Source organism: Providencia rustigianii (assembly GCF_900637755.1).
GTDB classification, from domain to species: domain Bacteria; phylum Pseudomonadota; class Gammaproteobacteria; order Enterobacterales; family Enterobacteriaceae; genus Providencia; species Providencia rustigianii.
Genome location: NZ_LR134396.1, coordinates 315,191 through 329,152 on the forward strand (window position 1 = coordinate 315,191; position 13,962 = coordinate 329,152).

Here is a 13,962-nt window from a genome sequence, read left to right on the forward strand (position 1 = left end):
TTTCGTTCCATTGAGCGCGAACCCCTGACCGTAAGGGATGTACGAAATGATCCGGCTGTCCGTTAATGGTTTTGCTTACTTTCGGACATGTTGTCTACATGCTGTACGTAATCGTTCGGTTTCGGACGTTTAAGTCACATGCACGTTAACTGTCGGTATTCATCGCCTCACTAGTACTACTCTGCTAGTTCATCATGTTCTTCGAGAGCATATTCAAAATCGGCAACAAGCAAGAAATTTTCTATCCTATAAGCCTGATTTAACTTAATTCGTTGGTATCTTTCGTTCAATAATCGCCATGCTGTTTTCCGTAGTACCATCGGTACGGATTCATCTTTTAAAGTACGCATGAGCACAGAACAGGTTGTCAGAAAAGCAGCGTCCTTACGTTTTCGGTAATACGCATCAGTCGAACAAACCGCAATGATCTCGATTGATTCAGGGTGATGACAGATAGCATTAACCGTAGTTTGTTCATGTATCTGTACCTTGAGTTCAGCCTGAATTTTTGATTGATGATACATAGCCTTGAGATAGCTAAACATGATTTCCCCATCAAACAGTAAGTCGTGTCAATTCCTAGAGTTAACACATTTCTGATCATGACTCACACGTTACGTTCAGTCGGTAGCCATCTGTGCAAAAAATGCGCTTAGCGTAGGATAATTAATGAGATGGTCACTCCCTCCTTCCCGGTACTATGCTGAGGATAGGCTTTCATTCGGAGAACTATCATGGAAAACATTGCGCTCATTGGTATCGATCTGGGTAAAAACTCTTTCCATATTCATTGCCAAGATCGTCGCGGCAAGGCTGTTTACCGTAAAAAATTTACACGGCCAAAGTTAATCGAATTTTTGGCGACATGCCCCGCTACAACCATCGCAATGGAAGCCTGTGGTGGCTCTCACTTTATGGCACGCAAGTTGGAAGAGTTGGGGCATTTTCCTAAGCTGATATCACCACAATTTGTCCGTCCATTCGTTAAAAGTAACAAAAACGACTTTGTCGACGCCGAAGCTATTTGTGAAGCTGCATCGCGTCCGTCTATGCGTTTTGTACAGCCCAGAACTGAATCTCAGCAGGCAATGCGTGCGCTGCATCGTGTCCGTGAATCCTTGGTTCAGGATAAGGTAAAAACAACCAATCAGATGCATGCTTTTCTGCTGGAATTTGGCATCAGCGTTCCACGAGGAGCTGCCGTTATTAGCCGACTGAGTACCCTTCTTGAGGACAATAGTTTGCCTCTATACCTCAGCCAGTTATTGCTGAAATTACAACAGCATTATCACTATCTTGTTGAGCAGATTAAAGATTTGGAATCCCAGTTGAAACGAAAGTTGGACGAAGATGAGATTGGACAGCGCTTGCTGAGCATTCCCTGCGTCGGAACACTGACAGCGAGTACTATTTCAACTGAGATTGGCGACGGGAAGCAGTACGCCAGCAGTCGTGACTTTGCGGCGGCAACAGGGCTAGTGCCTCGACAGTACAGCACGGGAGGTCGGACGACATTGCTGGGAATTAGTAAGCGAGGTAACAAAAAGATCCGAACTTTGTTGGTTCAATGTGCCAGGGTATTCATACAAAAACTGGAACACCAGTCTGGCAAATTGGCCGATTGGGTCAGGGATCTACTGTGTAGGAAAAGCAACTTTGTCGTCACTTGTGCTCTGGCAAACAAGCTGGCCAGAATAGCCTGGGCCCTAACGGCACGACAGCAAACTTATGTAGCATAACGGCAGAAATACACCGGTTTAAAGAATCACTGATCTGGTTTTGCGAATACTGATATTGATGATACTAACGGCCCACCGGCCTGTTGAGGAACCTGTAAAACGGAAAGGCTCATTGAAGCCGTATATTTTCTGGAGGTTCATCAGGCGCGGAACTCATCGAGGCGCGGGAATAAAATCCCATTCAGACGCCGGATAGATTCAAGCAAGCCAATTTATCGTCAAAATCGGTGTTGCAAAAACGGGAGTGACCATAGATTCCTTTTTCCAAGCGGACCCCGTTAAGCCGCTATCGGCACGATGTATGCAATCGCTCTGTTTCGCACACAGAAACGCCGCAGCCCCGCCATTCGGGAGTCAATCAGAAGCGCCTTGGTCAAAAAACAGTTTTAGCGTAGTTTATTCCGTTTTCCAAGCAGAAACCTTTTTAATCTGGATACTGGTCATCTAACTGTTTACTTCGAATATCTGATGATATTTTAGAACAAGCTTTTATTAATTCGTTTAATACTATGGATATTTTTGAAAAATCATAGCTCTCATATGCTTTGCTACCCGTATTTAGCTTCATGAATCTTTTAGTGTAATAGTCTTTATTTTCTAAGGAAGTTGCGATTAAGTGGTCCGCAGCTCCCGATATGACGCCCCAAACCGTCCTTTATCGACGTCCTGTGGCTCAATTTTCCAATTTTCAGCCCAAAATCGTCTCTTCGTGGCTGATTTTGGCCCTGTTTCAGGCCAATTTCCTCATTTCAGGTAGATCTCGCCTGTGCCCGTATCAATTGGTCAACTCGAACCAGGTTCGCCAGGGTGAATAACATCGCCAGTTGACTGTCATTTTTAGCCAGCCCCTTGTACCTGGCTTTGACGAAACCAAACTGACATTTTACTATCCGAAATGGATGCTCAACCTTCGCTCGGATACTCGCTTTCAGGTATTCGTAACGGATGGCCAGCTTGTTCTTGCGCGGGTGTTGCTTCAATGCATTCACTTTGCCGGGACGCTTGGCGATAAGCCAGTCTGCGCTGACATCGCTGAGCTCATCGCGCTTTTCGGCCCCCTGATAACCAGCATCGGCTGAGATAAATTCCTCATCGCCATGCAGTAACTTGCCAACCTGATTGAGGTCGTGCTCGTTAGCCGCCGTGGTCACCAGACTGTGGGTCAGGCCACTTTTGGCGTCCACGCCAATGTGCGCTTTCATGCCGAAGTACCACTGGTTACCTTTCTTGGTCTGGTGCATGTCTTCATCACGGCTGTTGTGTTTGTTTTTGGTAGAGCTGGGGGCTTGAATGATGGTGGCATCCACCAAGGTGCCCTGGGTCATTAGAACGCCACACTCTGCTAGCCAGTGATTAACGGTACTGAAGATTTTGCGGGCCAGTTCATGCTGCTCCAGCAAATGCCGGAAATTCATGATGGTAGTGCGGTCTGGAATGGCTTTATCCAGTGACAGGCGAGCAAATTGGCGCATGGAGGCGATTTCATAGAGGGCATCTTCCATGGCCTCATCGCTCAGGTTGTACCATTGCTGCATGCAGTGAATACGCAGCATGGTTTCCAGCGGATAGGGCCTGCGACCATTACCGGCCTTGGGATACACAGGCTCGATAACGCCAAGTAATTTGTCCCAGGGAAGCAAGTCATCCATTCTGCCAAGGAAAACTTCTTTGCGGGTCTGGCGGCGTTTACTGGAAAACTCACTGTCGGCAAAAGTCAGTTGCTGGCTCATCCGGTTACTCATTCTGGGTTCAGGTTACAACACGATGATCTCACATCTCGGACTTATTCGCACCTTCCTTAATGGTGATCGCATTATTGGGAATGTTGAGCGTAGTTAAATACCAAGTTGAATTCACGGGTTTTGTATTGGTCTGGTATAACTGAGCCGCTCTTCCCGGAGTGAATGTTCCCGGTTGTGTAACTCGGCCTGTTTTTTTAATGATGACATGCCAGCTGGTTTCAGTGATATTCCAGTTTGGTGTACTTCTACCGGGGACATAAGAGTTAAACCAAAGGGTGGAACCCGTTCGAATCGACATGCTGATACCGGGGATATTTGTGGGCGCTATAGAATTTGTATTCGGAACCCAGCCATTAATAAATCGCCCATGTAAATCAGTCACCCCACAATCTCGCCCTCTAGGTGAATTGGTATCCAATGGGCCGGTTCCATACGGAATCACGATAGTTTCTAAATCTCGTGTCGTTATATCATCATAAGGAATGTTATAAACTCGCGGGGGAATATTGAAAATGAGATTCATAAAATTAGGATTTTGAATACAGGCGGCTGCTGTATATTGGGAATACAGAAATATACCACTGGGTAACCATATTTTTTTCAATATCTGTGTGCGGTTCATATTTCTTCCTTTTATTGGCATGTTGCCGCTGTTTTATAAAGCCCGAGATAATCAGATAAACCAGTTAAATCATATTTAACATGACATAAAAATTGATTGTTAAATTGAATATCAAATTCCCCTTGTTCACTGAGTCCAGAGAGATATACCTTTCCTTTATCATCAACAATGCTATCTATCAGATTATTGTCAGCAAAGACTGCTTGCGCTCCAAAAGGAACTGGATGTCCATTTTCCATAGTTAGGGTCATAAAAGCTCGATAGCCTAAATTGGCATTAAAATGAGTTTTTACTAATGCCCCTCGACTTGGGATAACAGTTCGGCTAGTAAGTTCTATTTCTGTATTATCTGGTAGTGCTGAAACATCAATGCTGAGCGTATTTTTATGATAAGGAGAAACATAAGGGACTAAGGCATACCCCTGTTGATTAGTACTGACTCCGGCATTATTTAAAATAGATACATTGGGGGTTTCAGGGATCTCGATTAGAGCGGCTGTTTCCCCCAGTTGCTGTCCAAGAACTAATCCGCCTGAGTGGGCAACCAAGCTACCATTGACACCATAATAGAAGTTGTAATCATCTTTACTGTAGCTACTTCCTCCAGATGCCATTCCCATTTGACCTTTATAGGAGGCGTTAATATTTCCTGTACTTTGATGGTTTTCATTAATCAAGCCCTGCTGCATACTCCAATTTAAACGATTGTTAAGTTGCGATGCTGAAATGCCTATATTGCTGGAGCTAGAGCTGCGATTGTTATTTGTCGTATTAATATTGATATAAGCGGTACTGTCGAAAAAATTAAAAGGAATATTTATGGATAGCGATAATAGATGGTTAATTTTTCCTCTTGTGCCACTGTCCGTTGAGGAAAAATAATCACTATTTTTATTGTAGGTGTAATTCGCACTATAGTTGATGGCATTCCAGCTGTTGTTATAGCTAAAACTGGCTGATTGGGTTTTTCGATGACTATTCCAATAATCCTCATTAATATAGCTTCCTGAAATTGCACCATAAGAGCCGCCAAGATTTTGACTTACAGTCGTTTCAGCTCGATTTCGCTTCCGTTCAATTTCTGGGAAATAGTAGGTATCTCGATAACTATCTAACGTTTCCGATAAGCTATAGTAACCATCTGTTGAGTAGCGGTAGCCAGCTAATGCGATATTGGTACCGATAGCATTCAGATTTTTGTTATACCTGAAGCGGTATGATTGCCCTTGATGGCTTGAATTGTCATTGAGTGAGGCATTTGCGTAAGTGATATCTAAAGATAATGCCCCAAAATCCCCTAGATTTTTGCCAAACCCAAATGATTGAGCATTATAATGATCCGCGTATTGCAAACCACCATAAGCAGTAACGCCATGAGATAGACCATATATCAATGAAATTTGGGTAAAATCTGTTTTATCGACATGGCTATCATAAGAACGGTATTGCCCACGAGTTGCGCTGTAAAATAGGTAGCCTTCCCGTTGTAGAATAGGAAGTGAAGCAAAAGGAACAACTAGATGTTGTTCACCTCCGTCAGTTTCTTTAATTGTGACATACAGGTCACCGCTACTGCCTGTGGGATAGAGATCATTAATCTCAAAAGCACCCGCAGGGACTTCGGTTTGGTAGATAATATAGCCATTTTGACGGATAGTGAGTTGGGCATTACTACGGGCAATCCCCCTGACTGTCGGTGCATAGCCTCGTAAACTTTCTGGATACATATCATCATCAGTCGATAATTGAATCCCACGAAATGGAACTGTATCAAAAACCATTGCAGGAGAAACGCCATCCCCTAGGGTGAGCTGACTTTTGATACTGTTGATATTGCGTGAGGCATAGGTGTAAACCGTATCCCACTGATTCACATTATTATCGCTATGAGTCCATGTAGAATAATTACGTAAACGCCAAGCGCCTAAATTGACTCCGGGGCGTAAATTCGCATAGTTTGCTGTTGCGGTTCCTTGATGTTTACGACTGTAATTTTTTGACCCGCTATAACTGTAGTTGAGAAACGTCGCATTTATGCCATTATCAATGTTGGCTAAATCAATAAAACCTCGAGGTGTTTTTTCTAAGGCTATTTGTGGAATACTTAAGTACAGGCGTTGTGTTTTGAAGTTAAAATCGCTTTTAGCATCTGGAATGGCTGCTAAGTTTATGCAGTGGTTGATCTCCCGCTGTAATGCAGGAAATTGTTTTAGTTTGATGCCAAAACTGCGAAGATCATCCGCAGAAAAGCAAGGGCGTAGTTTATTGTCGCTTTCTTTTTTAAATATTATTTTTTTTGCCGTCATAAAATCATTATTAATATAGATATAAACAAAATAATTACCCTCTAGTTGTTGGTTATTATCAAACTGAGATAGGTCAATATTGTCTTTATTTATCCCTTCTAAAAAATCAGATTCAAAATATGAATCATCCTCATAAGATTGACTTTTATCGTTATTGAAATTATTTTCAGCATATGAAATGGTCATGCTGCATGAATAAAACAGCATTAAAAAATAACATTTCATTAGTAGATTTTTCATTATAAATGTTTATATTTTTCTCTCTGAGGCTTTGGTTGTTGCACCAAAATCATTGATTAATTCCCATTTGACGACGCCATGTTGAGTCAAGTCATTAACACTAAATGTGATTGTTGAAAAAGGTGCAACATAAGAAACATTTTTTAGTTGCTTACCATTGAATGTTATACGCTGAAAATTAATATAATAAGGGGTTGGGTTTTTAGCGATAAGTTTATCGCTGGATTTTGACCATATAAGCTTATTCTGCTCTTGAATAAAATCGACATCTTTTAATGTTTGAGGTCGATAAATGAGTTTCATTTGAGTCCTAAATGCGATTTGTAATGAATTTTCTTTGAATTTTACTGAGGGGATATTTTTAATGTTTAACCAAAAAAGAGACTCTCTATTATTAGGTAATATATCCTCAGTCAAAAATATCCGTAAAGTATTAGTGCTTTCTTTTGGTAGCTTAAATAAAGGTGGAGTTATGGAGAAAATTGATTGAGACTGACCATTTTCATCATCAATCCATGATTGAATTAAATAGGCGATATTATCTGGGTTTTCAATGTCAATACTGGCATCTTTTCTTCCTTCATTATAAATAACCCGTGTTCCGCCAATGATGATTCCTGCATGGCAAGTGGTGATGAATGTAAAAAAAAGTACAAAATAAGTGCAAATATTCTTCATATTATTGCCATCCAAGTTATGTATAACCCTACTAGTTTTAGTTATAGCTAATTAAAAAGGTCGCTGAAGCATTGGCTGATCCTGCGACAACTGGAATAGCTTTAGCAATATAATTGGCTGTAAAATCTAAACTATTTTCAACTGTTGGTAGGAGCGGATACTCATTAGAGGGGGTTAGTAGTGTAATGACGGCACTTTTATTATCTGTTAATTGGACTCCAACTCCACTTGCAGCATTCGGTATTGCTTTCAGCGCGATAACTGAGTTATCCCCGGGAAAAGACGTGGCATCGAATGAAACTGTCGCACTATTTATTGAGACTGGGCAATTAACGAGTGTAATCGTAAATTTTACGGGAATAGATTTACTACCAACATTTGGTAAGTTTGCTTTTGGGATGCGTCCTAATTGGACTTGGATGTTTTTTGATTCAGTTTTTATTTCACAAGCTTGATCAATAATATCGCCAATAAACTCGATGGTTCCATCAGCAGCAAAAGTTAGAGAATTTGGAAGGAATGTTATTCCAGCAATCAATACTGTGAATGTGTATTTTTTCATATTATCGTCTCCTGAAATAATTTATTTAGCTCTTTTGTTGTGAGCTATATTAATTTTAGAAGACTTTTGGTTATTTACTTCGTATTTTTATATTTTTTGTTTTGATATGATTTATTGATATTTTTTAATTATTCGGTGGGATATTCTGTTGCAGTCAAAATGAGTCATTAGTAATGTGCGTAATATATTGTTTGTTCATTTTTTAATTTTCTTAACTTGATTTATATTTAAAAAAATAAATATTATATCCTTTTTGTGTTTATAATGATGGTGTTGGATTTTGTTTTTAATCTGAACTTGATTTGTTTTATTTATATCATTCTATTTTATTTGATTGTTTTGGTGCTTAAAATTAAACGACGATCTATTTATGAAGTTATAATAAAGATAATAATAGCCCAGGAGGGCTATTATTCAATATCGAGTTCTTTTAATTTACGGGTAAGTGTATTTCTTCCCCAGCCTAATAAGCGGGCAGCTTCTTGCTTATGTCCATGCGTATATTTCAGGGCACAGTTCAGCATGGTTTTTTCTAGCAACGGCATTGCCTCATTAAATAAATCTTGCTTACCTTGCTGTAGAGAGGCATCTGTCCATTGTTCGAGCAATTTAAACCAAGGTACATTGAGTTCATCCATGTTCTGGGGGGAGACCTCAGAGGTTTTGGTCGATTTTACTATTTCTTGCTTATTAAATAGATCTGCGGGTAGGTCTTGAGGTAAAACCTCTTGGCTAGCCGCCATAACGGTCAACCAGCGACAGACATTCTCTAATTGGCGAACGTTTCCTGACCAGTGATAACGTTGAAGAATCTTAAGACTGTCGGGATGGAGAATTTTACTTTCAACACCCAGTTCTTTGGCGGTACTTTGTAAAAAGTAGTGAGCAAGGCGTGGAATATCTTCAGTTCGCTCTCTTAATGGCGGTAATTGCACTCGAATAACATTCAGCCGGTGGAATAAATCTTCACGGAACAATCCCTCTTTGACTCGTTTTTCTAGGTCTTGATGGGTTGCGGCGATAATCCGCACATCGACCTTCACAGGGGTATATCCGCCGATTCGATAAAATTGCCCTTCAGCAAGTACGCGTAATAATCGAGTTTGCACATCAAGGGGCATATCACCAATTTCATCAAGAAATAATGAGCCGCGATTAGCTTGCTCAAAGCGGCCTTGGCGAACTTGGGAAGCGCCAGTAAACGCGCCTTTTTCATGACCAAATAGCTCTGATTCAATCAAATCTTTAGGAATAGCAGCCATATTTAGCGCGATAAAAGGCTCTTTTGCTCGAGGACTATGCTGGTGTAGCGCGTGAGCAACCAGCTCTTTTCCCGTGCCAGATTCCCCATTAATCAACACACTAATTGATGAGCGCGAAAGGCGACCAATAATACGGTACACCTCCTGCATTGCTGGGGCTTCTCCAATCATGGTGGAGGATACTATTGTTGCTTGCGGTTTACCGCCAGCTGCGCTGTTTTGTTCTCGGCTATGATTTAGAGCGCGCTCAACAAGAGCAACAGTTTCATCAATATCAAACGGTTTTGGGAGATAATCAAAGGCACCAGATTGGTAAGCATTCACGGCGGCGTCAAGATCGGAATGTGCTGTCATAATAATAATGGGCAGCAGGGGATGGGACTGTTTTAACTGAGAAAGTAAAGCTAATCCATCCATACCTGGCATGCGAATATCAGATAACAATACATCGGGACAGTCATTTTCGAGAGCGGTAAGTACCGCTGTGGTGCTATCAAAGCAGGTACAGGTGAGCTGCGTATTATTTAATGCTCGTTCAAGTACCCAGCGGATAGAACTGTCATCATCAACAACCCAAACTTTTCCCTTCTGCATAGCTATCTCCTATTTTTTGATGGGTAAATAAATAGAAAACTCGGTATGTCCCGGCCAACTGGTAAACTCAATTTTTCCTGAATGTTGGTCCACCAAACTACGGGCAATGGATAGGCCTAGCCCTGTTCCATCTGGGCGCCCACTCACCATGGGATAAAATAGGGTATCTTGGATTGTGAGTGGAATACCGGGACCATTATCTTCAATATCAATCCGTGCGGCTAGGCGATAGCGCTCCCCCTGTAACATAACCTGAAATGCAGTGCGGGTACGAAGGGTAATATTCCCTCCGGATTCTGATAACGCTTGCAGCGCATTACGGGTAATGTTGAGAAGCACTTGTTCTACCTGATCCGGATAATATTCAAGGTCAGGAAGGCTTGGATCATAGTCACGGATTAAGGTGATATTCTCCGGTTTTTCTAAGGAAACTAAGCGCACCACATTTTCGACGCTGTGATGAATACTTTGCTCGGTTTTGGGGCCGGGATATTGTGGTCCAAGTAATCTATCGACAAGGGCGCGTAAGCGATCCGCTTGTTCGATAATCACTTGGGTATATTCATTAAGCTGCGGGTCGGGCAGCGCCTTAGACAAAAGTTGTGCAGCACCACGTAATCCACCAAGGGGATTTTTGATTTCGTGGGCGAGCCCTCGAATCAGCTCTCGGGCGGCGAGTTGTTGGGCATTTTGCGCGAGCTCTTGGCTAAGACGTCGCTGGCTATCCAGTTGAGAAAGCTCTACGAGAATAAATTGGTCGGATAGAGGTTGAGCACTAAGAGACATCATATGAGAATGACTGTTAACTACCAGAGTGACTTCATTTTCGGTAAAACTGTGCCCCTCTTTTAAGCTGTTAAGCATCAGCTCATCATTTAATGAGCAATAATTAAAGAGTAAAGGGAGCGGGGTGCCATACAGTTTGCGTGGGCTTTGGGCTAAAACTTGCAGAGCAGCATGGTTGGCATAATGGATAATCAGGTCATAATCCAGCACTAACACACTGTTGATGAGAGAATCGAGAAGATATTCGGAGGCGGGTAAATGCTCGGTTTTCATGTAATATTGCTCCTGCACTATTTTGGTGCATTATACGTTATTTACGAAGTAACCGATACGTCGACGCCAATATTTGCAGTTTACCACTCAGTTCGTAGAGAAAAGGCCCCATCATTTAGATGGGGCAAGTGCTTCACGGCAACAAAGACTATCAGTGGAACGGCGTGTTACGCACTGTAGTACATTTCAAATTCGAGTGGGTGTGGTGCCATGCGAACGCGTTGGATATCCGCACGCAGTAATTCAATGTAAGCGTCAATAGCGTCGTCAGTAAATACGCCACCACGGGTCAAGAACTCACGATTTTTATCTAATTCTGCCAGCGCTTCATCTAAAGAACCCGCAACCGTTGGGATTTCTTTTGCTTCTTCTGGCGGTAAATCGTACAAGTTTTTATCCATGGCATCGCCTGGGTGGATCTTGTTGATGATGCCATCAAGACCTGCCATCAACTGAGCGGCAAACGCTAAGTATGGGTTTGCTGCTGGGTCAGGGAAGCGCACTTCGATACGGCGTGCTTTGGTGCTAGCTACCACTGGGATACGGATAGACGCAGAACGGTTACGCGCAGAGTAAGCTAGCATCACTGGAGCTTCAAAACCTGGGACTAAACGCTTGTATGAGTTAGTCGTCGGGTTAGTAAATGCGTTCAGAGCACGTGCGTGTTTGATGATACCGCCGATGTAATACAGTGCCATTTCAGATAAACCGCCGTATTTATCACCGGCAAATAGGTTGACGCCATCTTTAGATAACGACATATGGCAGTGCATTCCGGAACCATTATCACCGACTAATGGTTTTGGCATAAAGGTCGCTGTTTTACCAAAAGCGTGCGCAACGTTATGTACAACATACTTATAAATTTGAGTTTCATCCGCTTTTTTCGTCATGGTATTAAAGCGGGTTGCGATTTCGTTTTGACCAGCGGTCGCTACTTCGTGGTGATGAGCTTCAACAACTAAGCCCATATCCTCCATTGTAGTACACATAGCGGAACGCAAATCTTGTGAAGAATCGACGGGTGGTACTGGGAAATAGCCGCCTTTAACTGCAGGACGGTGGCCTTTGTTGCCACCTTCGTATTTGGTTCCAGTATTCCATGCTGCTTCGATATCATCGATATGGTAATAGCTGCTGTGCATGCTGTTACCGAAACGGATGTCATCAAATACAAAGAATTCAGGCTCTGGTCCAAACAGAACGATATCTGCAATACCACTCGAACGCAGGAAGTCTTCCGCACGTTTAGAGATAGAACGTGGGTCGCGATCGTAACCTTGCATAGTGCCAGGTTCTAAAATATCGCAACGAATAATTAAGGTATTATCTGCGTAGAATGGGTCTAATAGCGCCGTTGATGGGTCTGGCATCAGCACCATGTCAGATTCATTGATCCCTTTCCAGCCACCGATTGATGAACCATCAAACATTTGGCCTTCTTCAAAGAAGTCTTCGTCTACTTGATGAGCAGGGATAGTGATATGTTGCTCTTTACCTTTTGTATCAGTAAAACGCAAATCAATAAATCTTACATTGTGCTCTTCGATCAACGATAAAACATGTTCAGCGGACATTCTCGGCTCTCCTGGTCGGGTCTATTCAACAGACGTAGATAATTAAAGTCATACGCAGGTTGGTTTATCTGGCTTTACTGCATTAATGACTCATTCATTAATGACTGAGTAAGCTCTCTATAGGGACTATAAGCGAAAAACGTGCCAACTTTTTAAATCATAGTAAATACTGATTGTTATAAAAGAATAGCAACGATTCGACTAAAAAACAGTCTATCATTGAGCTGGATTGGTGCAAGAGAAAGATTTGTTGCACCAATATGGTGCGTATTATCTATCTGGAGAGGAGAACAAAACAGCTTTGCGCCATTTTCAGACTCAAAGCTGTTTGTATTTATGATTGGATGAGTTAATTCAATGCTCGTGATTATTCATCATCGCTGTCTGTTAATAGCGCATTGACTTCTTCAATCTGTTTTACTGCGTCATTGATGATCGTTGCAATTTGATGAGTTTGTTCTTCACTCAGCTGCTTTAAAACCATTTTATGGCGTAGCAAGGCTTTAAATCGACTTACTGCCACTTCAATATCTTCTGATAAATTACTGCCTTGTTGGAGTTCACGGGCTTTTGCCAACTTACGAGCAATGACAGATTCAATGTCTTTATTCTGTGCTAAATGTTCAGCACCTTCGGCTGTAATGGTGAAGCTTTTGCGATTACGTTCAACAATTTGTGATTCTAAGAAACCTTGTTCTTCCAACAAAGTCAGTGTTGGATAGATAACGCCAGGGCTTGGAACATATAAACCGCTGGAGGCTTCTTGGATATCTTTAATAATTTCGTATCCGTAGCTTGGTTTTTTTGCCACTAAAGAAAGTACCATAATGTGCAAATCGCCGTGATCAAATAAGCGACGTAAACCTTTACCGCGTCCACGACCATGACGACCTTCGCCGTGGCAGCCTTCACCGCGTCCACGACTATGACGACCTTCGCCGTGGCAGCCTTCACCGCGTCCATGACCATGACGACCTTCGCCGTGGCAGCCTTCACCGCGTCCATGACCATGACGACCTTCGCCGTGGCAGCCTTCACCGTGTCCATGACCATGACGACCTTCGCCGTGGCAACCTTCACCGTGTTCATGGTTGTTGCGTTCTTCACCATGGCAGCAACCACCATGGCCTCGCTGATGTTCATCATGGTGAGAAAAATAAACATGACGACAAGTGTGTATTCTCATATTAACCTCTGTTATTATTTCGATATATCTAATTTAGATTCTGAGAATACTCTATTCCGATATATCTAAAGTGTCAAATTAGATATATCGAAATAAAGAAAAAGACATTTAAAAGAGTGACAGGCAAAGAAAGTTTATTTTTTATTCTTTTTTTCGGCTGCTAATATTTGCTTTTTAGCGTATTATTCTGTCACTTTGTGATTTCCTAGTGCTGATACCAACAATTTTTTTAAGTATTTTTGCACTGTGACGCAACTGAATGTTTTTTAGCTAAAAACTTTTTTAATAGTGATGGCTTTCACATTTATTCCACTTGTGTGGAAAAACGTGTAAAATAACAGCAAATTAATGTAGAAAGTATGCTTTGGGCTATATAACGACTCAAAAGCATATTC

Annotated in this window: 11 protein-coding genes; 1 reads left to right on the forward strand and 10 read right to left on the reverse strand. The window is 42.0% G+C overall.

All coding sequences use genetic code 11. From position 1 onward, the window contains the following. Positions 1-176: 176 nt before the first annotated feature. Positions 177-545, reverse strand: a complete 369-nt coding sequence (locus EL244_RS01455; protein WP_032677090.1) for a hypothetical protein — start codon at positions 543-545, stop codon at positions 177-179. A 189-nt stretch (positions 546-734) separates the two neighbouring features. Between EL244_RS01455 and EL244_RS01460 the strand changes: the two genes are divergently transcribed. Beyond that, the gene (locus EL244_RS01460) at positions 735-1,739 is read left to right on the forward strand and encodes an IS110-like element IS4321 family transposase (protein WP_000427620.1); all 1,005 of its coding nucleotides are present in this window, start codon (positions 735-737) and stop codon (positions 1,737-1,739) included. 749 nt (positions 1,740-2,488) lie between these two features. Here EL244_RS01460 and EL244_RS01465 read toward each other — a convergent pair. From EL244_RS01465 to EL244_RS17960, 9 genes are all read right to left on the reverse strand, one after another. Further along, complete coding sequence (locus EL244_RS01465; RefSeq protein ID WP_000082736.1) at positions 2,489-3,469, reverse strand: IS5-like element ISEc68 family transposase; 981 nt, start codon at positions 3,467-3,469, stop codon at positions 2,489-2,491. Between the two features lie 40 nt (positions 3,470-3,509). After that, complete coding sequence (locus EL244_RS01470) at positions 3,510-4,103, reverse strand: hypothetical protein (protein WP_195848897.1); 594 nt, start codon at positions 4,101-4,103, stop codon at positions 3,510-3,512. An 11-nt stretch (positions 4,104-4,114) separates the two neighbouring features. Beyond that, the gene (locus EL244_RS01475) at positions 4,115-6,634 is read right to left on the reverse strand and encodes a fimbria/pilus outer membrane usher protein (RefSeq protein WP_412033779.1); all 2,520 of its coding nucleotides are present in this window, start codon (positions 6,632-6,634) and stop codon (positions 4,115-4,117) included. A gap of 24 nt (positions 6,635-6,658) precedes the next feature. After that, on the reverse strand, positions 6,659-7,327 hold the full coding sequence (locus tag EL244_RS01480; protein WP_126458225.1) for a fimbrial biogenesis chaperone: 669 nt from the start codon (positions 7,325-7,327) through the stop codon (positions 6,659-6,661). Positions 7,328-7,364: 37 nt separating this feature from the next. Then, positions 7,365-7,889 carry a fimbrial protein gene (locus EL244_RS01485; RefSeq protein ID WP_126458228.1) on the reverse strand — a complete coding sequence of 175 codons (525 nt, stop codon included), beginning with the start codon at positions 7,887-7,889 and terminating at the stop codon, positions 7,365-7,367. Positions 7,890-8,299: 410 nt separating this feature from the next. Continuing rightward, positions 8,300-9,745, reverse strand: coding sequence for a nitrogen regulation protein NR(I) (glnG, locus tag EL244_RS01490; RefSeq protein WP_126458231.1), 1,446 nt, complete (start codon positions 9,743-9,745; stop codon positions 8,300-8,302). 9 nt (positions 9,746-9,754) lie between these two features. Continuing rightward, complete coding sequence (gene glnL, locus EL244_RS01495; RefSeq protein ID WP_006813784.1) at positions 9,755-10,804, reverse strand: nitrogen regulation protein NR(II); 1,050 nt, start codon at positions 10,802-10,804, stop codon at positions 9,755-9,757. Positions 10,805-10,971: 167 nt separating this feature from the next. Continuing rightward, positions 10,972-12,381 carry a glutamate--ammonia ligase gene (gene glnA, locus EL244_RS01500; RefSeq protein ID WP_006813783.1) on the reverse strand — a complete coding sequence of 470 codons (1,410 nt, stop codon included), beginning with the start codon at positions 12,379-12,381 and terminating at the stop codon, positions 10,972-10,974. Between the two features lie 367 nt (positions 12,382-12,748). After that, a complete protein-coding gene (locus EL244_RS17960) occupies positions 12,749-13,567 on the reverse strand; it encodes a PadR family transcriptional regulator (RefSeq protein WP_230084824.1) in 819 nt (272 codons plus the stop codon). Between the last annotated feature and the right edge of the window lie 395 nt (positions 13,568-13,962).

Coding starts and splice junctions, on each gene's coding strand:
- EL244_RS01455 (WP_032677090.1), bottom strand. CDS start 545: ATGTTTAGCTATCTCAAGGCTATGTATCATCAATCAAAAATTCAGGCT.
- EL244_RS01460 (WP_000427620.1), top strand. CDS start 735: ATGGAAAACATTGCGCTCATTGGTATCGATCTGGGTAAAAACTCTTTC.
- EL244_RS01465 (WP_000082736.1), bottom strand. CDS start 3,469: ATGAGCCAGCAACTGACTTTTGCCGACAGTGAGTTTTCCAGTAAACGC.
- EL244_RS01470 (WP_195848897.1), bottom strand. CDS start 4,103: ATGAACCGCACACAGATATTGAAAAAAATATGGTTACCCAGTGGTATA.
- EL244_RS01475 (WP_412033779.1), bottom strand. CDS start 6,634: ATGAAATGTTATTTTTTAATGCTGTTTTATTCATGCAGCATGACCATT.
- EL244_RS01480 (WP_126458225.1), bottom strand. CDS start 7,327: ATGAAGAATATTTGCACTTATTTTGTACTTTTTTTTACATTCATCACC.
- EL244_RS01485 (WP_126458228.1), bottom strand. CDS start 7,889: ATGAAAAAATACACATTCACAGTATTGATTGCTGGAATAACATTCCTT.
- glnG (WP_126458231.1), bottom strand. CDS start 9,745: ATGCAGAAGGGAAAAGTTTGGGTTGTTGATGATGACAGTTCTATCCGC.
- glnL (WP_006813784.1), bottom strand. CDS start 10,804: ATGAAAACCGAGCATTTACCCGCCTCCGAATATCTTCTCGATTCTCTC.
- glnA (WP_006813783.1), bottom strand. CDS start 12,381: ATGTCCGCTGAACATGTTTTATCGTTGATCGAAGAGCACAATGTAAGA.
- EL244_RS17960 (WP_230084824.1), bottom strand. CDS start 13,567: ATGAGAATACACACTTGTCGTCATGTTTATTTTTCTCACCATGATGAA.